The 23,122-nt window shown below is 45.3% G+C and carries 12 protein-coding genes; 8 read left to right on the top strand and 4 right to left on the bottom strand.

The genetic code is table 11. The features are described from left to right. Positions 1 to 91 precede the first annotated feature (91 nt). Entirely contained in the window at positions 92 to 1,486 is a 1,395-nt protein-coding gene (locus WG943_RS01790) for an MATE family efflux transporter (RefSeq protein WP_340406439.1), read from the bottom strand. Positions 1,487 to 2,715: 1,229 nt separating this feature from the next. On the opposite strand from WG943_RS01790, the gene WG943_RS01785 reads away from it, so the two are divergent. The 7 genes from WG943_RS01785 to WG943_RS01755 all read left to right on the top strand — a co-directional run bounded on the left by WG943_RS01785 (position 2,716) and on the right by WG943_RS01755 (position 13,677). Beyond that, the gene (locus WG943_RS01785; RefSeq protein WP_340406438.1) at positions 2,716 to 5,976 is read left to right on the top strand and encodes a SusC/RagA family TonB-linked outer membrane protein; all 3,261 of its coding nucleotides are present in this window, start codon (positions 2,716 to 2,718) and stop codon (positions 5,974 to 5,976) included. Positions 5,977 to 5,994: 18 nt separating this feature from the next. Further along, positions 5,995 to 7,698, top strand: coding sequence for a RagB/SusD family nutrient uptake outer membrane protein (locus WG943_RS01780; protein ID WP_340406437.1), 1,704 nt, complete (start codon positions 5,995 to 5,997; stop codon positions 7,696 to 7,698). A 73-nt stretch (positions 7,699 to 7,771) separates the two neighbouring features. Continuing rightward, entirely contained in the window at positions 7,772 to 9,304 is a 1,533-nt protein-coding gene (locus tag WG943_RS01775) for a glycoside hydrolase family 10 protein (protein WP_340406435.1), read from the top strand. A gap of 107 nt (positions 9,305 to 9,411) precedes the next feature. Further along, positions 9,412 to 11,262 carry a glycoside hydrolase family 9 protein gene (locus WG943_RS01770; protein WP_340406434.1) on the top strand — a complete coding sequence of 617 codons (1,851 nt, stop codon included), beginning with the start codon at positions 9,412 to 9,414 and terminating at the stop codon, positions 11,260 to 11,262. A gap of 35 nt (positions 11,263 to 11,297) precedes the next feature. After that, positions 11,298 to 11,960: a polysaccharide deacetylase family protein gene (locus WG943_RS01765; protein ID WP_340406432.1), complete on the top strand. Its 663-nt coding sequence runs from the start codon at positions 11,298 to 11,300 to the stop codon at positions 11,958 to 11,960. 66 nt (positions 11,961 to 12,026) lie between these two features. After that, entirely contained in the window at positions 12,027 to 12,659 is a 633-nt protein-coding gene (locus WG943_RS01760) for a peptidoglycan recognition protein family protein (protein WP_340406430.1), read from the top strand. Between the two features lie 103 nt (positions 12,660 to 12,762). Further along, positions 12,763 to 13,677: a serine hydrolase gene (locus tag WG943_RS01755; RefSeq protein ID WP_340406428.1), complete on the top strand. Its 915-nt coding sequence runs from the start codon at positions 12,763 to 12,765 to the stop codon at positions 13,675 to 13,677. 154 nt (positions 13,678 to 13,831) lie between these two features. Here the strand turns inward: WG943_RS01755 and WG943_RS01750 are convergent, their stop codons facing one another. The 3 genes from WG943_RS01750 to WG943_RS01740 all read right to left on the bottom strand — a co-directional run bounded on the left by WG943_RS01750 (position 13,832) and on the right by WG943_RS01740 (position 20,778). Continuing rightward, complete coding sequence (locus WG943_RS01750) at positions 13,832 to 15,106, bottom strand: exo-beta-N-acetylmuramidase NamZ family protein (RefSeq protein ID WP_340406427.1); 1,275 nt, start codon at positions 15,104 to 15,106, stop codon at positions 13,832 to 13,834. Positions 15,107 to 15,336: 230 nt separating this feature from the next. After that, the gene (locus WG943_RS01745; RefSeq protein WP_340406426.1) at positions 15,337 to 19,224 is read right to left on the bottom strand and encodes a phosphodiester glycosidase family protein; all 3,888 of its coding nucleotides are present in this window, start codon (positions 19,222 to 19,224) and stop codon (positions 15,337 to 15,339) included. 66 nt (positions 19,225 to 19,290) lie between these two features. Continuing rightward, positions 19,291 to 20,778: a TolC family protein gene (locus tag WG943_RS01740; RefSeq protein WP_340406424.1), complete on the bottom strand. Its 1,488-nt coding sequence runs from the start codon at positions 20,776 to 20,778 to the stop codon at positions 19,291 to 19,293. A gap of 408 nt (positions 20,779 to 21,186) precedes the next feature. On the opposite strand from WG943_RS01740, the gene WG943_RS01735 reads away from it, so the two are divergent. Beyond that, complete coding sequence (locus WG943_RS01735) at positions 21,187 to 23,052, top strand: outer membrane protein assembly factor BamB family protein (RefSeq protein WP_340406422.1); 1,866 nt, start codon at positions 21,187 to 21,189, stop codon at positions 23,050 to 23,052. The last annotated feature ends 70 nt before the right edge of the window (positions 23,053 to 23,122 follow it).

Below are 23,122 nucleotides of genomic sequence, written 5' to 3'. Positions count from 1 at the left end.
AGTTTATTAGTGGGTGTGTTTTTCTGTAGAGATGCAAAAAAGGAGTATACTTTATCTTACTGCAGCAAACAGTCAAGAATTTCCATGTAACCTATACTTTGATTTTTTTCCAGGTGCCTTGCCGGAAGAGCCACCAGCTTACCAGGGCATGAAAAGAGTGGCAAAAAGCTATAGAAATGAAAACACCTGTAGCTTTAAGGTCAAAATACACAGCAAGCATATAGGCAAGCGGAATCTCTATCAACCAAAGCACCACAATATTGATAAGGGTAGGGGTTCTGGTGTCGCCGGCTCCATTAAATGCTTGCACCATCACCATGCCTAGGCCAAAAAAAACATATCCTAGCGTAATAATACGTAAGGCTTCTGATGATACAGAAATAACACCAGGGTCATCTGCAAAGATGGCGGAAAGGTGCTCGCCGAAAAGTATAAATATAAGAGTAACCGTAGCCATGAAAACCACATTATACTTTGCGGTTAACCAGACAGCCAACTCTGCGCGCATAGCCTTTTTTGCTCCTAAATTTTGACCTACAAGTGTGGCAGCTGCCGACGAAAGCCCCCACGAAGGTAACAGCGAGAAGATGATGATACGAAAAGCGATAGTATAGCCTGCCAGGGTATTGCTTCCGAATTCGGCTATCAACCGCGTCAGGAATATCCAACTGGCAGAATCTGCGAGATACTGCCCCATTCCTCCCGACGATACTTTAAGGATACGTTGAATCACACTCAGGCTAACTACAAGATTTTCGCGTGTGATTTTAAGTATGTTTTTGCCGTTAAGCAGGTGGTATAGTTGGTATATGACGCCAAGGCTCCTGCCTATGGTTGTTGCCCAAGCTGCACCATCAAGGCCAAAACCTGCAAAAGAGCCAATACCGAAAATAAGCAGTGGATCAAGTATAATATTGGCTCCATTCGCTATCCAAAGAGCACGCATAGCCAGATGTGGCTGTCCGGCTCCACGGAAAGCACCATTTATCAGGAACAACAGAATAATAGCCAAATTTCCGGCAAAAATGATTCGGGCATAATTGAGACCTGTAGTAATCACATCAGGTGCTGCACCCATTAAGGCTAAAATTTCGCCTGCATAAACGGTAGCAATTACGCCTATAAGTAGAGCCAGCACGCTACCAGTAATAACCAACTGAAACGTAATGCTTCCTGCCTCTTTCGTATTCTTTTCTCCGATTCGGCGTGATACCATAGCGGTAGCAGCTATACTTATACCCATACCTACTGAGTAGATAATGGTAAGAACCGATTCTGTAAGACCAACGGTTGCAAGTGCTTTAGAGCCTAATCTGCCCACAAAGAAAATATCTACGATGGCAAACAATGATTCCATTACCATCTCCAGAATCATGGGTATAGCCAGCAATATGATACTCTGCTTGATACCTAATGTAGTATAATCCTGTTCCTTGCCTTTTACAGCTGACCATACTAGTTGGAGAAAGCTAACAAACGATTTCATAAAAAGGCACACATGATTTACTGTTGCTGCATAAATACAAGTTATAACTTATTTTATTAGCTGCATCGAGTATAGGCTAGCTAAATAAAGCTTAAAAGTGAAGTTTAATTCAATGCTATAGTTATGCTTAAAACTTAAGCATTGATATAATTGAATATATTTAGTTTTAAATGTAACTAATTATATAATTATTAGTAAGCAATTATATAGTTAGCCTCTATGTTTACTAAAATCTGACAAGGTCAGGTGATCTATTTAGGACTGTATACTTATGAACAATTTTGCGTTTTTATGCAGTTTTAGATTCTAAACAAACATATTATAGCGTAATTTTTGATATGAGTTATAAGATTTTATAGCATATAAACTTTTGAGGCAAGTGTTATCCACTTGTAAAACAGTATTTTATGGAATAAAATGTAAGAGTGTAATTGTAGTTAAATCCAGTCGTTTGCTGCTCCATTACAAATAGTATAGTTGCTGAAGCATGATTCTTACATCATATTTGAATATAAATAAATTAAGTTGATAGAAGCCGTATAGGTTTAAATTAAATGCGTAGATAGCTGATCTGTGTTTCAACTTATTTCGGAAGTTTTTTTACAATCATTACTTATTTAAATAAGTACGGTTTAAAAACGGCGCCATTTTATAAAATGAAATAGTAAAGAAAAATAGCGGAGAAAGCTGCATAAAGGCATCGCACTAAATACTTGCTTAACAAACCATAAACAGATCAGAATACTTAATATTTTAATATTATATAGTGTAAATAGATCAGGTAGATAGGGTATTCGGTTATTGATTGTGCTTTGTGCTGAAGTAAAGCTATGGTATAACTAGCAGTTGCCGTAAAAGAACCAATATGCAACTAAATGCAGGTTTTGTCTTTTTTGGATTAAATAGTTGCAACAACCTGATAAATATCTAAATTATTTTTTTTAGCTTTAATACATGTATTAGTAGTTATACTTAGATACTTATATGTGTAGTAATTCTACATGAGAAAATTGCTAAGTGTAGTAATAATGTAGCTACCAGTATTTTTATACTTAAATAATATGTGTGATTATTCTATTGTTAATTGAAGATAAATGAAAAGCTGTTTTATGAGATAAATTTTAATTGAAATCAAATCATATTTTTTAAAAAATGCAGAAAAACGCATACGGTGTTAACTGCAGTTATTATTTACTCTATTTATAATATAAACTATTAGCTAAGTTGTTATGAAGAAAAGTGTACGATGTCTGTTATGGGGGATTTGTTTTCTCCTGTTTCATTACCAGGCCTTCGCGCAGAATAAGACCGTAACAGGTACGGTAACATCTGCCGAAGACAATTTTAAACTGCCGGGTGTTTCCATCGCCGTAAAAGGGCAAGCCCGAGGCACTACTACAGATGCTACTGGTAATTACTCTATCAGTGCAGCTCCTACCGATGTGTTAGTGTTTAGCTTTATCGGTATGAAGAGTGAAGAGAAAGTAGTAGGTAATGCTACTACAATCAACGTAGTGCTTCAAGCTGATGCCAAAGCCTTAAGCGAAGTAGTAGTGGTGGGTTATGGTACGCAAGCAAAAGCAAACCTGACCGGTGCCGTTTCAACTGTCGACACAAAGGTATTGGAATCAAGACCAATTACTGACGTAGCACGCGGTTTGCAGGGTACAACGCCAGGCCTAACCATTACAACACCAAGTGGTGCAATCGGCCAGAACCCTGTTATCAGACTTCGTGGTATGACTGGTTCGCTGCAAACGCCAGGTGCAAACCCGCTTATCTTAGTAGATAACGTAGAAATCCCGAGCCTGCAGATGATCAACCCGGAGGATATTGAATCTATCTCAGTTTTAAAAGATGCAGCTTCTTCTTCTATTTATGGTGCTAGAGCAGCATGGGGTGTGATCCTTATCACAACAAAGTCAGGTAAGAGAGGATCTGCTCCTAAAGTAAATTACTCTAATAACTTCTCATATGCAAAGCCAACTACTACTCCTGAGATAGCCCCGGCAGCTGAAGGTGCTGAGGTAGCCTTTCAAGCATTAAGAAGGAAGAACCCAAGCACGAACGTATTTGGTGTGGTAGGTATGTATATCGATGAGGCTTCTATCGCAAAAATGCGTGAATGGGAGCAGCTTTACGGTGGCCAGAATCTGGGCAACGAAATGGTGTTGGGACGTGACTTCGATATCAGAGATGGTCGCCTGTTTTTCTACCGTTCGTGGAACCCAGGAGAAATGTACATGAAAGACTGGACGCCTCAACAGAAGCATGACATATCAGTTTCAGGTGGCAGTGAAAAAACTAACTACTATGTAGGTTTGGGTTACCTGGCACAGGAAGGTGTACTGAAAGTTAACCCGGATGAGTTTAACAGATACAACCTGAACCTGGGTGTTAACACAAGCGTGACTGACTGGTTTGATGCTCGTGCTAAAGTATTATACTCGAAGTCAGAATTCACACGTCCATTCTACTTCTCAAGCGAGACATACGATCCATGGTACTATCTATATAGATGGCCGGCTGTTTACCCATATGGCACTTACCAGGGCCACCCTTTCAGAAGCGCAATTACAGAGGTGGAGCAGGCTAAAATGAATAACGAGCAGTCTGCTATGACGCGTATCAGCATTGGAGGTACATTCAAACCTTTAAAAGGTTTAACTATTGATGGTGACTTTACTTATACTGGTAGCAACTCTTTGGAGCACCAGACAGGTGGTACATTAACTGCTTATAACTTCTGGTCAACAGGTGCAGCCTTAAAGAATGAGCCATACAGCAGTGTAGCATACAACAGAGTGCAGTATAATTCTGACTTTTCAAATAGAATGGCAGGTAAGACCTTCGCTACATACACAAAAGATATCGACAGACACTCATTTAAGGTAATTGCCGGGGGCGATGTTGAGCAGTATGAGTACTGGTATCAGATGTCTCAAAAGAGAAATTTGATGAACCCTGATCAGGGTGAAATTGACTTGGCTACAGGAGATCAGTTTGTAGACGGCTCTCGTAACAAGTGGGTGACGCTTGGTACTTTTGGTCGTATCAATTATGCTTTCGACGACAAGTACCTGCTAGAGCTTAATGGCCGTTATGATGGTTCATCTCGTTTATCTCCTACAAAGAAATGGGCCTTCTTTCCATCAATGTCAGTTGGTTATGTGATAAGCAAAGAGCCTTTCATGGAATTTGCAGAACCGGTAATGTCATTCCTGAAGATCAGAGGTTCTTACGGTTCTATCGGTAACCCAAGCGCAAGGCTAGGTGATATCTACAGACTTATGTCACCTACCAATTCAGGTTGGTTAGTTGGCGGCGTTAATATGGTAACGGCAACAACACCGGGTGCATTCCCATACAGCTTAACATGGGAGTCAGTTAACACACTTGATGTTGGTTTGGATTCAAGATTCCTGAACGATAAGATCGAAGTAAATTTCGACTGGTACAGAAGAACAACGAACGAGATGCACAGCCAGGGAGAGGTATTGCCAATTACCTTTGGTACAGGTGCACCAATCCGTAACAGCGGCAAATTACAGAATACCGGTTGGGAGTTAGCTGTAACTTATAATCATGGCTTCAGCAATGGCTTAAATATTAATGTAACTGGTACATTAACTGACTTTGAAGAACGCATTGTTGATTATGCTGATAACAAAGGTTTAGGCTCTAACCGTCCAGGCAGGGTTCTTGGCGAAATTTGGGGCTTTGAAACAGATCGTTTCTTTACTAATGATGACTTTGTACAGGATGCCAGCGGTAACCTCGTTGTTGGCCCTAACGGCAGATATATCCCGAAAGAGGGTATTCCATCGCAGTCTTTCTTTGAAAGTGGCTGGTTCTTCTATGGTCCTGGAGATATCAAGTACAAAGACCTGAATGGTGACGGTAAAATTGATCGTGGTGCTAACACAATTGATGATTACGGCGACATGAAAGTGATCGGTAATTCTACGCCACGTTATCAGTACGGTTTACGTGTGGGTGCCGATTGGAAAGGTTTTGACCTGAACATGTTCGTTCAAGGTGTAGGCAAGCGTGACCTGTGGGCAAACGGACCACTGTTCATACCTGGTTACAGAGCCGGCGAAGCTTGGTATACTCACCAGATGGACTATTGGACACCTGAAAACCCGAATGCGTTCTATCCTCGACCAACAGATGGAGAAGGTTCGGCAATTGCTAACAACGGCAGAAACTTCCTTCCACAGACAAAATACTTACTTGATCTGTCTTACATGAGAATGAAAAACATCTCAGTTGGTTACACACTGCCTAACAGCATTACCAGCAAAGCCAAGATTGAGAAATTACGTGTTTACTTCAGTGGTGAGAACCTGTTCGAGTTCGATAAACTGGATATTCCAATCGACCCAGAAGTTGACTATACGACAGCTGGCTTGAATGACTCTAACACATTTGGTAGAGTTTATCCTTATCGCAGAACACTTTCATTTGGCCTTCAGGCTACATTCTAACATCAAAATTGCATAGTAATGAAAAAGAAGATATTTGTATTAGCACTCTTTGCGACAACTCTTTTCAGTTGCGATAAAGACTTTCTGGAGGTTCCGCCAATTGACCAATTAACGGATCAAACCTACTGGACCAGCGAAGATAACGTTAGGACTTTCTCTTACGGTTTCTATCCAAACTACTTTACAGGTTACGGATCTGGTTTTGCCTGGGGTGGTTACTTCTCTGGTCAAAGCTTGAATGATGATTTTGCTCCGTCTAGTCCAGCACAGTTTACGCAAAACGTTCCTGCCTCTGGCGGCGGCTGGACATTTGCCTGGGTAAGAAAAGCAAACATTTTCATCGACCGAGTTCAGGGCGTGCCAATGGCTGATGAGGCAAAAGCACATTGGACAGGTGTTGGCCGTTTCTTCCGTGGGATGGAATATGCCAACCTGGTTAACACATTTGGAGATGTGCCATACTTCGACAAAGAACTGAAGGAAACCGACACTGAGGAACTGTATAAGCCACGTGACCAACGTACGCTTGTAATGGACAAAGTGCTGGCAGATTTCAGATTCGCAGCGGAGAATGTAAGATTGACAGATGGTACAAAAGGACTGACGGTGAACAGAGATGTTGTGCTGGCATTTATGTCACGTGTGTTCCTGTTCGAAGGTACATGGCAGAAATACCACCTGAACAATACAGCTAAAGCTGCGGAGTATTTAGAGGCATCTAAATGGGCTGCGGAGCAGTTGATCAACTCTGGTAGATATTCTCTTGCACCAAGCTACAGAAGTGTATTCAACTCACTTAACTTGGCAGGCAATTCAGAGGCTATACTTTACAGACAATATGAGCCAGGTGCCTTAACGCACGCACTTAATAGCTACAACAACAAAGAGCCTCAAACTGGTGTTTCTAAAGATGCTATTGACTCATATCTTGCTGAGGATGGACTGCCAGTTGCTATCTCTCCGCTATATCAGGGAGATAAAGGCATTGATGTATTTAAAGCAAGAGACCCACGTGTTAAGGAAACATTTGTAACCACTGAGCTGCGCCTGAACGGTATCGCCAGCAATTACTCTACTACAGGGTATGCTACGCATAAATTCCTTAACGATGCTATCAAGGATCAGCCGGAAGGTAGCTCAAGCCTTAACCCAACTGATGCGCCTGTTATCAGATATGGAGAAGTGCTGATTAACTATGCTGAGGCTACTGCTGAGCTTGCGACACTTGGAGGCACTGCACTTTCTCAGGCTGACCTAGATATATCAGTTAATAAATTAAGAGCAAGAACTGGTATCAAAATGCCTGCCTTACAGGTACAGGGTAACCAGCCAGCTGTTAATGGTGTTACTTACGACGATCCTGCCAGAGACCCTAGCGTACCTGCACTAATTTGGGAGATCCGTCGTGAGCGTAGAGTTGAACTGATGATGGAAGGCTTCAGACTGGACGACCTGAGAAGATGGAAAAAGCTAGAATATGTTGATACAAAGGCTAATGTTGACATTAACAGAGGCGCCTGGATCAAAAAAGCTGACTATCCTAAATTACAGTCAAGTGTAACGCTTACTGAAGGTGCCGAAGGATATATAATCCCTGCAACAGCTGCAGCTTCACAGCGTCTGTTCGTCGACCCCAAAGTATACCTGAGCCCGCTGCCACTTGACCAGATCAAGTTGTATGCTGACAAGGGTGTAGAATTAAAGCAGAATCCTGGTTGGTAATTGGTTAATTAATAGTTTAAAAAGCCCTCCATTGGCCACAAGCCTGGAGGGCTTTTTATTAAAAGTATATCCAATGATTAAAAGAATTACACTTCTACTTAGCTTACTTCTGGCAAGTGCTGTGGTATCTGCTCAGGGAGGTAAGCCTTCCCCTAAACGAGAGTTCCGCGGCGTTTGGATTGCAACAGTACAGAACATAGACTGGCCCTCTAAACCCCTGGTTGGAGCAGATGCAGTAGCCCAGCAGCAGGAGCTGATACAGATACTGGATGAGCATCAGAAAACAGGTATAAATGCCATTATGCTGCAGGTGCGTCCTTCTACAGATGCTTTTTATGCAAAAGGCCGTGAGCAGTGGAGCCGCTTTTTAACAGGTAAACAAGGGCATGCGCCTGAGCCCTTTTACGACCCTTTGGAGTTTGCCATACTGGAAGCGCACAAACGTGGCATGGAACTTCATGCCTGGATAAATCCTTACCGTGCAACAACCAGCCTTGTTGACTCCCTTACCAGCACAGACCATATCACCCGTAAAATGCCTGATTGGTTTTTTGCATACGGCGACAAAAAATACTTTAACCCAGGCTTGCCTGTAGTTAGGGCATACATAGTGGATGTGATCATGGATATTGTGCGCAATTACGATGTGGATGGAATACACTTCGACGACTACTTCTATCCATACCCTGGTAAAGAGACATTGCCAGATTCTGCTGCCTACCAAGAGTATGGGCAGGGCTTCGACAAGATAGAAGACTGGCGCCGCAATAACGTGGACGTGCTGATTCAATCGCTGTCAGAAAACATACATGCCGAGAAGAAGCACGTGAAGTTCGGTATCAGCCCATTCGGTATCTGGCGTAACATGGCACAAGACTCTTTAGGCTCAGAGAGCAATGGGCTTTCCGGTTACAGTGCACTTTATGCCGATGCCCGTAAATGGGCGCAAGAGGGATGGATTGATTACGTAAATCCGCAGTTATACTTTCCGTTTGGTTATAAGCCTGCTCCTTACGAGAAACTGCTGGACTGGTGGGCTACAAACTCCTTTGGCAAGCATGTGTACATAGGTCAGGGCGTTTACCGTGCCATGGAAGACCGTGAGGGCTGGCGCGACAAGCAACAGCTGCCTAACCAAGTACGCTACCTGCGTGATAACCCACTGGTGCAGGGCAGTGTATACTTCAGTTCTAAGTCGCTTACAAACAACCTGGCTGGCTTCAGGGATTCGTTGCAGCACGATTTCTACTGTTACCCTGCCTTGCAACCACAAATGCAGTGGCTCGATGATACAGCACCTGCAGCTCCGTCTGAACTTCGCGAAAAGAAATTCCTTATCTTTAAATCAAATAAAAAAGCAAAGCTGGAGTGGGAAAAGCCACAGGACGAGCAGGTGTTCGGCTACGTGATTTACCGCTTCGAGGAAGGCAAGCAAATTGACCTACAGAATCCGAAGAACATCATCAAGATAAGCTTTGATAAGAACCTGACGTACTATGAGGACGAAACGATCAGAAGAGGCCAAAGGTACCAGTATGTAATAACTGCTATTGACAGGCTGAAGAATGAAAGTATACCTTCGAACGCATTGAAGGCAAAGTTCTGATATCGCTCAAACTGTCACGTCCTCGTTCCAATAGTATATGAGGCGAGGGCGTAACAGAATTATCAGGTATAAATTATCCACATTCTCTCCATTAACAAACTTCAATTATGAACAGGAAAAAGACTTTACTGGCCCTTGTGTTGGGCGCACTTATCCTGACGGCAAATGCCATTGGTTTCTCGAATAGAGCAACAGTTACCTACGATGAGCAGATTGCAACTGCCAAAGGTCCGGCTTGGATACGCATCAACCAATTAGGCTATACTCCTGCAGGAATAAAGGTCGCCGTTTGGGGAAGCAAAGGCAGCGAAAAGCTGAAGCGCTTCGAACTGGTTGATGCCACCACAAATAAAGTGGTTTTTAAAGGCAAGGCTGGTCAGGCTTTTGGAGGATACGGTCCATTTACACAATCTTACAGGTTAAATTTTACTGCGTTTAGCAAACCAGGTAGCTACTATCTAAAAGCAGGCGTGGCTAAGTCTCCGGTCTTCAAGATTGATGCCGATGTATATAAAGGTGCAGCCGATTTTGCCCTGCGTTACATGCGCCAGCAACGTAGCGGCTTTAACCCATACTTGAAAGATTCCTGCCACACAGCAGATGGTTATACCATGTATGGCCCGATGCCTGACAGTACAATTATCGATGTTTCTGGAGGATGGCACGATGCCTCTGATTACCTGCAGTATGCTACCACCTCTGCCAATGCTACGTACCACCTGCTGGCTGCTTACCGCGATTTTCCGGGCGTGTTTACGGATAAGCACCAAGGCAACGGACTGGAAGGTACAAACGGTGTGGCCGATGTGCTGGACGAGGCACGTTGGGGACTAACCTGGCTGCTGAAACTGCACCCGCGCGAAGACTGGCTGTTCAACCAGCTAGCCGATGACCGTGACCACCAGAAAATGCGCCTGCCCAACCACGACAGCGTAGACTATGGGCTGGGCAGAGCTCGACCAGTATACTTTGCCACCGGCAAACCACAAGGTTTGGGCAAGTTTCAAAACAGGTCAACAGGGGTAGCCTCTACAGCAGGTAAATTTGCAAGTGCCTTCGCTCTTGCTTCCCAAATCTATAGCGGGAATGATAAAGAGTTGTCCAGCCTGTTCGGGCAAAAGGCTCAGTCGGCTTACAAGCTTGGTTTAGCTAAACCGGGTGTTTGCCAGACAGCGCCTAACCGTGCACCCTATTTTTATGAAGAAGACAACTGGGTAGACGATATGCAGCTAGGGGCAGCAGCACTGTACCAGCTTACCGGCAATCAGGAGTTTTTTAAGCAGGCCTATACGTACGGGCTTCAGGAAAAAGTAACCCCGTGGATGGGAGCCGACACAGCACGCCACTACCAATGGTACCCGTTCCATAACTTCGGACATTTTGAATTGGCCAAAGAATCAGACAATAAAACAAAGCAGGAGCTGATTGGCTTTTACAAAAAAGGCATAGAGCGTGTTTTTACCAAGGCTAAGAACAATGCATTTTACCGTGGCATTCCGTTTATCTGGTGCTCCAACAACCTGACCACATCTTTTGCCATCCAGAGCTACCTGTACCGCGACCTAAGCGGCGACCAGACTTATGCAGAACTGGAGCAGGCAAATTTCGACTGGTTGTTTGGTTGTAACCCCTGGGGCACGAGCATGGTGTTTGGTTTGCCCGCAAACGGCGATACGCCTGTAGATCCTCACTCTGCCTTTACCCAGCTATACAAGTACCCAATTGATGGCGGTTTGGTGGATGGTCCTGTGTACGGTAGCATTTACAGTAAGCTGATCGGCATCAAACTATACGCGCCCGATGAATATGCGGAGTTCCAGTCGGATCTGGTGGTGTACCACGATGATTACGGCGACTACAGCACCAATGAACCTACCATGGACGGTACAGCATCGCTTATCTACCTATTAGCAGCAAAAGAACACAGTGCCAGGGAGGGTGCTCAGGTAAAAAAGTAGTTATTGATGCCCACGGTGCCATTGTGCGGGGCGATGTGTCGGAGAAGGAGATTGCGCTGATTTTTACAGGAGATGAGTATGCAAACGGCGGCGAAAGTATAAAACAAACGCTGCAGAAGCACGGGGCAAAGGCTTCTTTCTTCTTTACAGGCAACTTCTATGCTAATCCAGCTTTTAAAAGCCTGATCAAAGAACTCAAGAAAGACGGTCACTACCTGGGGGCGCACTCTGATAAGCACCTGCTGTACTGCGATTGGGCAAAACGCGATAGTTTGTTGGTAACGCAAGAGCAGTTCAGCTCCGACCTGAGGGCCAATTACAAGAAGATGGCAAAGTATGGCATCCGTAAACAAGATGCGCCATACTTTCTGCCTCCTTACGAGTGGTACAACCGCAGCATTAGCAGCTGGACCGAGCAGGAAGGACTGCAGCTGGTAAACTTTACCCATGGCACCCGTTCTGCAGCAGATTATACCTGGCCAGAAATGGGCAGCCGCTATGTGAGTTCAGAAACCATATTGGAGTCTATACTTTCCTACGAAGCAAAGGATCCAAACGGACTCAATGGCTTCATGCTGCTGCTGCACATAGGCACCGATCCTCGGCGCACAGATAAGTTCTATAACAGGTTAGATGAACTCCTGGAGCAATTGAAAGGCAAAGGATATCGGTTTGTGAGGCTGGAGGATGTGCTATAATTTAATATCTATAAACTCGGCTGCTATACTTTGCAATTGGTTTAGCGGCCAATTTAATAGTACAAAATGCAAAGAACTATACTATTAGCCTTGATTTTTGGAGTTATGGTAAGCTGCCAAAAGCCAGCAGCTACAACAACTGCAACAACAGTCGAAAAGCTGGTGCCTGAAAGTACAAACTACTTGTCTAGAAGTGATTGGGGAGCCAATGCGCCTGTGTTGCCTATGCGCAGCCACAAACTTACAAAGCTTACCATCCACCATACAGCTACTAAGCAGCTGCCAGACAAAAGCCTGAGGGATAAAATGAAATCCTTGCAGAAATTTTCGCAGGAAGAAAGTAAACTGGGAGATGGCAGAACTAAGCAGCCTTGGGCCGATATACCATACCACCTGTATGTAGATGTGCACGGGGAAGTAGCAGAAGGAAGAGACATAAATTACGCCGGCGATTCTAATACAGCTTACGACCCGACAGGGCATTTACTTGTTGTAGTGGAAGGTAACTTTGAGGAAGAGGAAATAACCCCGCAGCAAATGAGAACCTTGGAGGCACTGGTGCCCGCATTAGCCAAAAAGTATAAAATACCAGCCGACAGCCTGGGAGCACACAAAGACTACGCCTCCACACTTTGCCCAGGCTCTAAACTATACACCCGGATTCCGTACTTCCAGAAACTGGTAGCGGAGGGTAAATAGTAGTTTAAAGAATAAGCAAATGTTGCTACCTTGAATATCAAATTCCCCTTGCAGACTTAGCGTATTTCTCTGCGCCTTTGTGGTTAATAAAAGATTCCTCCTCATGAAAAAGCTCCCTGTCATACTATTGATTATTCAATTACTAGCAGTTACAGCATCAGCCCAAAACATACCTCAGTCCATACTTCGCCAGAAAACCGAAGAGCGGTTGCGTGAACTCCTAACAAAATCTCCGGCTGTAACAGGTCTGGTTGCTGTAGATCTGACCACAGGAGAAAGAATTGCCATTAATGAGAACATACTTTTCCCGCAGGCAAGTGCCATTAAAGTACCTATACTGATGGAGGTACACAAGCAGGCGCACCAGAAGAAGTTTGCCTTAACGGATGTGCGAAAGATAAAGCCGGCTGATGTTGTGGGTGGCACCGGCATTATAAAGGACCTGGCAGAGGACACGCACTTCACAATTGGTAACCTGGGCACCCTGATGATTGCTTTAAGCGATAATACCGCCACAAACTCACTTATCGAGCTGGTAAGCATGGAGAACATCAATGCTACTTTAAAAAGCTTAGGATTACAACATACCAAAGTGCAGCGCCGGATGATCAATGCAGCCGCATCAGCCAGGGGAGAAGAAAACATCTCTACGCCAGCAGAGGCAGCAAGTATGCTGGAGCTGCTCTACAAAGGTGAATTTATCAATAAGAAAGTCTCCGGCGATATAGTAGCCACGCTACGCAAAACAACCCGTGAAACAAGCAGGCTGGCAGATGGTATACCAGTCAATGTTTCCATCGCTTTCAAGCCGGGTATACTTAATGGGGTTTCGACGGAGTGGGCTATTGTGGAACTGCAGGAGCGGCCTTATGCCATTGCCATGATGGAAAGCTATAAGGTAGAGAGGCAGGCAGAGCGTGTGATGGAAGAGGCTTCTTCTATACTTTACCAGTACTACTGGCGCTTGGGCAATGCCAGCCGCTACGGCACTTATGTTGATCCAAAATTGATGAAGTAAGGTTTATACTTTTAATCCTGTTTCTATTTATGAGATGTTGTGACGTGTAAACTCACCCAATTGGGAGGGGTGGGTTAATTGTGACTGGGTTTGTTAGTAAAAAAAGGTTCATTGGCAGCATACACCATCAATGAACCTTTTCAATTAACTGATCCTAATAAAGCAGGTACTTGCTCCTAACACTTTTAAAGTACGCCAGTTCGCTATCCCATTTCTTTACGACCTCCTGCGGCGCTAGCCCCGCCTGTAGCTGCTCTCTTACTTTAGATGTTCCCCACAGGCGATCCATGCGCGCTTCTTTCCATTCCAGTTGTTCAGGGTATAGCGTTTTAAGCGCATGAAGTATAAACACACCAGCCTTTGCCGATTCAAAGGTACTTCTGTCTGTTATTATCATTTCGGCACCGTTGCATTGTTCCCCCATAAACTTAGGCGGGTAAATCTTGATGCCATCCACAATACTATCAGGCACAAACGTAACAGGCCTGAAAGTTACTCCTGCCAGTTGATAGCTGTTTAGCTGCTTTGCCAGCTCCTCCCCGTTGGTCCAGGTGGTGGCGATACGTTCGAACGGCTGTAGTGTGCCACGGCCTTCAGAGACGTTGGTACCCTCCAGCAAGCAGGTAGCAGGATACACAGCCGCAGTTGTAAGCGTCAGCATGTTGGGTGACGGCTTTATCCAGGGCAGGCCTGTTTCGTCGTACCATTGCTTGCGGTTGTAGTGCTGCATCGGGATAACGGTAAGTTTAGCCTGTGGCAGATTTTTAGCTGCACGTTCGCCGTTAAACATCATGGCCAGTTCACCTACTGTCATGCCGTGTGTTACAGGAAGCAGAGTCTGGTTGCTGACAGGTTCGCCATCTTTTACAACAGAAGGACCATCTACATATAAACCGCCGATGGCATTGGGTCTGTCTAGCACCAGGTATGGTTTGCCTTGCTCTGCAGCTGCCTCCATTACGTTGTTCATGGTGGCGATGTACGTATAAAAACGAGCCCCAATATCCTGTATGTCAAAAATCAGCACATCTACATTTTGCAGCATTTCGGCAGTAGGCTTTCTTACTTTACCATAAAGTGAAATTACCGGAAGTCCTGTTTTGGAATCTTTACCATCTGCCACATGATTATCTTCCTCGCCACGAATGCCATGTTCCGGACCAAATAACACAGTAAGCGTTACATCCGGGTGTTTATGAAGTACATCAACCAAATGCTGCCCGTCAGGTAACAGTCCGGTGTGGTTTGTTACCAGGCCTACCCGCTTGCCTTTAACCAGGGGCAGGTACTCCGGCGTAAATAAGCGCTCAGCCCCAACAATTACTCTCTGTTTTGTTGCTGATGAAGCTGCTACTGGAGGCTCACTGCTTTTGCAGCTGATAAAGCTCAGCAGAATGCAGGTTAAGAGGAGGGAGGTAAGGTTTTTCATATGTGAGGTAATTTCTACACTTGTATGATGTATCTGCTTGTAATAAATATTCCATATCGTGAGCATCCACGCTCGTGACTGGCTGTAGTGTGGGTTTAATGCTGTCAATTTTTAAATTATGCTATCATCTCTAACTCTGGGTGAGGTCTTTTTAAGATTAGCAGAGTATTAATTTAAAAAAGATCTCTCCCAGAGGTCGAGATGACAAATTAGGCAGGAATACACTTTATCTACTCCTTTGCCGCCCCACCTGCTTTGGCGCTACCATTCTCTTCCTGCAGCACATATTTGTAATAACCGCCACCATTATCATAGCTGCAGAAAATAAGTGTACGGCCGTCTGCAGATACGCCGATACCACGGGCTTCTGCACCGCCTACTTCTGGTAGCGACAGGGTCCACATCACTTTTTTGTTATCGTCGCGAAAGTGGAAAGAAGAGGGAACTACACCGCTGGCACGTACTGCTGCATAGATCTTGTTATCGGCACTAATGTGTATGGCATTAGAGCCAGCAGCTGTGCTGGTAATATCCTCTTCTCGTTTGTAGGTGATGCCGTCTTTGCTGCTATACTTTTGGATAGACGGGCTGCCCGGGTTCGGGAAGTATAGCGTCAGGCCATCCGGAGTCATGTCGAAGGTGCGGGCAAGTATGCGGTTTGGTAAATTAATGGTACGTACCAGGTCGAAGGTGGTAGGATCGGTAGTGCTTTGCTTGAGCACGTAGTTCTGGTCTTCGGCAAAAAGAGACATGGCATAGATCTCGCCTTTACTGTTTGCACGTGGTGCAGTAATGGCTCGCATCCCAGCAGGTACTTCCCATACGGCCATACCCTCGCCGGTAGCAGCATTTATCTTGATCAGGTGGCGGTTGCGGCCTATTAGAATATTCCCGTCCAGATCCACACCAATGCCGTTGAGGGGGCCTAACGTATAGGATTCGCCTTTTATACTTACCGACTTAAGCGGAGAGAAAGAAGCATCAGAGCCATCCGGGTTTTTAACGATAAGTGCACCGGCATAATCTGCCAGCCATAGTTTGCCCTGTTTGTCCCACTGTGCGCCATAGCCTGCACCGGAGGCCTCTATCTTGCCAGCAAAGACATAGTTTGGAGCCGGTACTTCTATAAAATCCTCCAACGGCTCATGGCTCTTCATCAGCTTTAGCGCTGTAGTCGGACCGTAAGTTTTGTTCTTACCATCTGTAGCGATAACGCGGTGATAAAAGGCTTTTGGTTCTCCTTCTGCAGCATCACCAAGTAGTTTATACCAATCCTGCTCCAGCATTTTCAGGTAGCTTACACGGCCAGTATACTTTTGCCAAAGTATGTTCTGGAACTGGTCATCAGAGGCAAGCTGGTAAGTATAAGAAACAAAGTCGCCTTCCGGGTCTGTGGCCTTATCCCACTTAACCTGGTACAGCGCCTCAATATTTCTGACTGCGTAGGTGTTGCGGCTGTTATGGGTAGTAAGTGCAGGAGCAGCAGGAGCCTGGTTTTGTGCCGGGTATAGCTGCGTTCGCAAGGCGCCATCCGGGTGCTTATCGGTGTTAGCCTGTATGTAGAGTGCACCAACAGCCAGTAACTCCAGCAAGTCATCAGTTAACGCTATACTTGTCTTAAAGCTGCCCTTACGCTTGTTACCAGTCTTCACTTTGAGTGGCTGCAGCAAGGTGCCGGTTTCGGTATTTCTGCCCTTGTATAAACCAATGGCCTTTTCTCCTTTCAAAAGTTTGCCGCTCAAGTTGCTGAAGTCCCCGCTAATGTGCAGTTTATCTCCTTTAACCTGAGCTGTAACGGTGCCTGTTCCGGTTGCTGTAGCTACTACGGGTGCAAATGTACCAGCTGCTTCTCCAGTTATGGTAACGTCGCGGCGTACTAAGTGACCGTTTACTCCGAAAATGGCTGTTGGCAAGGCCTTGTCGTCCAATATGGCCATGTTGCCGGCAGCTTTCTCTTTAATGTCGTAGGTGGTGTAGGCAATGGAATCTTTTTCGAAGAAGATATCCATGATCGTGATGGTGTTCTGCGGTTCGCTGTCCAGCGAGAGCCAGCCTCTGGGGCCAGCGCCGGCAGCACCTGTGTTCAGCAGTTCAAGCTTTCCTCTTTTGCCCGGGTAGTAGGCATGGTGGTGACCGCTGATGTAGGTGTGCACGTTATACTTTTGCAACAGTGCGCGCAGCCTTTCCGGGTTCTGCAGCACGTTGCCTTTCGAGTCACGTTCCTGGGCTACGCTGTATAGTGGCATGTGGCCCATCACAAAACGCAGCTTCGCATTTTTTGCCTCCGGCGTTTCAAACTGCTTCTGCATCCAGGCCAGGTTCTCTTCTGTTATCTCTGATGAAGATGCCTCCCAGGAAACAAAGAACACACCGTCCTTTACAAAAGAATAGTAAAACGGAAAATGATTGCGGTCTACGAACTGTAATCCTGTGTTGCTGGTTGGTTTATTCCAGTAGGTGGAAGCGGCTTTTTGCTCGAGTGGGTAAGAGCGTGGCCCATCGTGGTTGCCCAGTGTAAAGGCAAAAGGAATATTGGCCTGGCGCAATGGCTGTACAATATACTTGTCGAAGCCGACCCACATGTTAGTTAAGGTAGTGGTATCTTTTACACCCATGCCGGCCACCATATCGCCGCTGCAAATCACCAGGTCTGGTTGCCATATACGCGGAATGCGGTTCATGATGCTGTCTACCTGCCACTCGTAAGTAGCGGCACCGAAGCCAGAATTGAGATCGCTGATCACACCAATACGCAGATCGCCACGCACAGGCTGTTGCGGAGAGTTTTTATGTGCTACCAGGCGTACAGCATCTGCTACTATTTTACCTTCTCTGCCATTACCGACCAGCTCCAGGTAATCACCGGGGCCAAGTATAAAATCACCGAGCACATTCCATCTGCCGCTGGTAGAAAGCGAAGCCTGGTTTTGGTAGATCGAATCTACCTTGGTGCCATGATGCAAAACATAGGTAGCTTTATCAGTATTGGAAGTTGTGTTTACCGTCCACCACGAAGCCAGCTGGTATTTGCCTCGCTTAATGCCATCAAAAGTATAAACTGCCTTGCTATACTTTTGGGTTCCGGATGCCAACCTGGAAGGGGTGCTGCCATAGTAGTTGCCGTGGTTGCTGTCTTTCCAGAGGCCTGCTTCGGTATAGTTGGGGCTTTCGGTATCAAAGTATAAGATATGCTGCGCTGCAGATGGCTTTTGCTCCGTAAGTACCAGGGCAGATGCATTGCGGCGCAAGCTGCTGCGGTTGCCTTCGGGTTTATCCGTAGGTATGTTTACCACCTCATCAGCAGCTACCATGGCAGAAGAGCCCCCACCGTCCAGGTTTACAGCTTCGTAGCAGCCCACTTCGTGCATCATCTGGGCCAGTTCGTCTAAAGTAACGCCTGCACTTGCCTGCTGCCTGCCGTCTACTACCATCATCAGGATGGTTTCCTCGTTCAGGTAACCAATGGCAGTGCGTGGGTGGCGGATCAGGTGGCTTCCGGCAAAACCTTCTTGTTTGCTCGTGTTTCGGATATTGCCACTTTTTACCAACACAGGACCGCCACCTATCGCCTGATTTGCAAGCCAGCGCTGTGCTCCTTTGGCAGTAGGCTTGCCTTTGCTAGCATCATTTGGGTTAGGATATTTGTAAAGTAAGTTTTCAGGCCCTAGTACAGAGGGCCATACTATCTCTGGTTTTCCGTTTACTAAACCAAAAGCGCCACGGGTTACCTTATCCTGCGGGCCCGGTGCCACTGTCTCGCCGTCAGCAACAAGCAAACTTACCGAGGAGTTGGCCGAGAAGTAACCGCCGTTGATGGCAAGTATAGCATCGTGTTGCTTGTAAGCCTCTTCAGTGGTCTGGCGGATGGTGTTGCTGCCAACCGCCCTCAGCTTCAGATTCTCGTCTTTCAGGTTTACTGTGGCATACACTGCTCTTACTCTGGCTCCGTCTGTTAGCTTGCCGTTTGCTTCAAATACGCGCACAGAGGCAGGTAAAAGTATGTTCAGATCTTCGCGTGGTTCCCATTTCAAGTTTAATTGCTGGGCATTTGCAGTGGATAATCCATGTGCTATAACCAGGTAAACCAGGCAGGGAAATACTTTTGAGAGGCTTTTCATATTCGTTTTAAAGCTATCCGGGTATCTTTATTTAACTTTATGTTCAATTAATAAGCGCTCTTTACACTACTCTGCTGAATTATCGACTGTGAGTGGCATTCCAGTTTCAAAATCGTAAAGCGTAAGACTGCGGAGGGTATAATAAGCTTGCCAGAAGCTTCTCAGCGAACTGATGTAGCTACGGCTGGCTTTGTCTCTTTCTTCTGTTGCAACGTTCAGGTCCAGGATTCCAATCTTCCCGTCCAGGTAACGGGCTTTGGTGATCTGGTATCGTTTGTCGGCGATTTCATCGGCGCGTTTGGCTCCTTCCATTTGCTTTCGCAGTACCTTAAAGCGCTTTACATGCAGGTAGATTTCCTGATCGAAGTTTATTTTCTGAAGCTCTACATTTGCCTTTACAAGCGTATGATTGGCCTTAGCCGTACCGATAACCGCATCTGTTCTACCCCAATCCATTACAGGTATATTAAAACCAAGACGAACACGCTGTTGCTCCGAGGGATTGCTGTAACTTTCCTGAATCTCCAGCGCTTGCTGGGTGAGCCCGAAAGAGGCAAATAAGTTAGCTGTAAATCCTGTTTCTCCTTTTGCCTTTGCCATGCGCATTTCTGCTTCAAGTAGCTCACGTTTAAAGCTGATGACCTGTTGCCTGTTCTTGTGCGCTTGTTCCAGGGCTATTTTTTCATCTACCTCAAATACAGGTATTTCACTTGGCGGGATAAGCTGTATCGGGTAGTCATCGGTAATGCCTAAAAATACTTTCAGTCTCAGCGTGTTTGCCTCTACATCAAGTATAGATTGTTCCAGGGTTTGCCGGGAGTTCAGGAGCGTAAGTTCCATCTGTAGCAGCTCGTTCTCAGGTATAGTTCCTTCATCAAAGCGCCTCAATGCAATCTTGTAGAGGGTATCGTTGTTGGTTACATTCTTATCTGCAATCTGGTAACTTATCTGGCTAAGCAACAGGTTAAAGAAGTGATTAGTGGCTTCCTGGGCAATGACCTCCATCTCTTCTCTGTAGTCACGTTTTGCCTCTTCGTAACGGAGCGGGGAGATCTTGCGGTCCCATGCACGGTAATTGTACCCAAACAAGGGCTGAGTTAACGTAATGGTTGCAGGTACAGAGGAGTATCTGGTCTTATTTGTACTTGCCTGAAAATCATCGATGCGCTTAAGCTGGCTGTTTACCGAAATGTAGCCGCCTGTAGGCCAAATCTCCTGACCCAGCGAAAGTTGCATGGTGGAGTTGGCATTGTGCGTATTGATAAAGATCAGGCTGCCACTGTCTGTTAAACGAGGCTCAATTGTTTTATTGTAATCCGGAATGGTGCCGCTAAAGTTTAGTTGCGGGAAAAAGTTGGATCGAAAGGTTTTATACTGCCATTGCCTATTCTCAAACAAAACAGAGGCATAGCGGTATTTAGGAGACTGCTCTTTTGCAATCGCTATAACAGCTTGAAAAGTAAGATACTTGGCATTGGGCACATCTTCAGCTTTTACAATGCTGAAAAGCTGAAGATGTGCTAATAATAAAGCAGTTAGGGCAAACCTTTTCATTGATTAGGATTACAGTAGTTATGTTATGGGGTATTAATCAGAATCATATTCAAATTATAGCCACCAAGCTAGCCTGCCTGTACTTTATCCCTTTACTATGCCTGTTATCTCTCCTCTTCTGTGGCGGAAATACAGCTCCGTCTAGTAGCTTAATTTTCAATGGATATTAAAGTAAGCCATATCCGGGAGCAATTCAAAATTAATTATGCAGGAATTTGCGGTATTCAAGTAAAATGATTGCATGAATATGTAAAATAAATTAATTTTATTACATTTATACTTTCAAAGTAGTGCGCTTTTATGCGCGTTTACTTGTTTTAAGTAGAGGAGTCTCTGATTAGGTGTTCCGGCAGCAACAAAATGGCCAAGCACTTCTAAACCATTGGGTGATACTAAATTAAGTACTGGATGTATAGAAAAGGTAGTCTGGGGATATTGTTTTTGATGCTTCTTACTGTTATCTGCCATGCGCAGTCCTTTAAGTTTGCGTTTGTTTCAGATACACATATTGGTAACAATACCGGAGAGGAGGATCTTAGCCGAACTGTCGCCGATATTAATGCAGACTCCACTCTAAGCTTTGCCCTTTTTACTGGAGATATAACAGAGTTCGGCTCCGATGATGAGCTGAAGCTAGCCAAAAAGGTTTTAGATAATCTAAACAAGCCTTGGTATATCGTTCCGGGTAACCACGACTCTAACTGGTCGGAAAGCGGCAGCAACTCCTTTTTGACGATATTTGGCGCAGAAACATTTTCCTTTACCCAGAATGGCTATTTGTTTGCCGGCACAAGTTCCGGACCCAATATGCGCATGGGGCCAGGTCAGGTACCAAGAGAAAATATTGTGTGGCTGGACTCAGTTCTGAACCACATGCAGGATCCTGAGATGCCCGTTATCTACATTAACCACTACCACCAGGACTCTTCACAAAATAACTGGTACTCTGCCATAGATCTTTTAAAAAAGCGAAACGTGCAGTTGATCCTGCATGGGCATGGGCACAATAATCGTAAATTTACTTACGATGGCATACCAAGTATAATGGGGCGCTCAAACCTTAGGGCAAGTGCCAGCTACGGAGGGTATAACATCGTGACCATTGAGGATGGTAAAGCTCGTTTTGAAGAAAGGAGACCCGGGCTGGCAACATTTGAGAAATGGGCAGAGGTACCCCTGGAGAATCATCACTTCGAGAAAGATGCCAAACAGTACCACCGACCCTCATTTGCCGTTAATGACCAGTACAAAAATGTAAAGGTAGTTTGGGAATATCAAAGCGACAGCGACGTTGGAGCTGGTACGGCAACAGCCAAAAATCTGGTTTTTGCCACTAATACCAGTGGCTGGGTGTATGCCCTGAACAAGAATACAGGGAAGAAGAAGTGGGGCTATAAAACGAATGGTAAAATATACTCTACACCAGCAGTAGCAGGAAATTATGTAGTAGTTGGCTCATCAGATAATACTATTTACTGCCTTTCTGCTAAAAACGGCAAGCTTATCTGGAAAGTAGCGGCGCAACGCCCTGTGCTTGGGTCACCAACTATCAATAACAATACTGTTTACATCGGAGCCTCCGATGGCCATTTCAGGGCGTTGGACCTAAAGAGCGGAAAACTTATTTGGGATTTTGACCAGGTGAACAACTTTGTAGTCACCAAGCCTCTGGTGTATAAAGGTAAAGTATACTTTGGCAGTTGGGGTAACGATTTTTATGCATTGGATGCCGCCACTGGTAAATTAGCCTGGAAATGGAACAACGGCTCAGCTAACCGTATGTTTTCGCCGGCTGCCTGCTACCCTGTAGCCACCAACAACCGTGTTTTTATAGTTGCCCCAGACCGGCACATGACTTCTCTGGATGCCGCTACCGGAAAAGTGATCTGGAGAAAGCATATGGAGGGCGTGCGTGTTCGTGAATCTATGGGATTATCTGCTGATAGTGCTTTGGTTTACGTAAAAACTATGGACGGGGAGCTATTGGGGGTTTCAACTTCGACTGATACTATGCAAATAGGCTGGAAGTCGGAGTTAAAGCTGCCTTACGAACTGGCTCCTTCGGCAATTGTAGAAAGCAATAATGTCGTGTTTGTGCCTTCTCACTCAGGACTGGCAAGCGCTGTCAACAGGAAAACCGGTGCAGTTATCTGGAAGCATAAAAGCTCTAACACGCTCATGAATCCGATCATGCCGCTTGAGAAGGGAAGAGTCGTTTTAAGCACCATGGACGGCAAAATTACTTGCCTGGAGTTTGAGACTGGCGTAGATTAATGTGAATTTATGTATCAATAAGCTGCTCTTTTAAGGGAGCAAAGTGTATATTTAGGGATTTATAATTACA

The sequence above is a fragment of the Pontibacter sp. H249 genome, from assembly GCF_037892465.1.
In the GTDB taxonomy this organism is placed as follows: domain Bacteria; phylum Bacteroidota; class Bacteroidia; order Cytophagales; family Hymenobacteraceae; genus Pontibacter.
The sequence above is the reverse complement of the archived record's forward strand: the minus strand, read 5'-3'. Positions and strand labels throughout refer to the sequence as shown.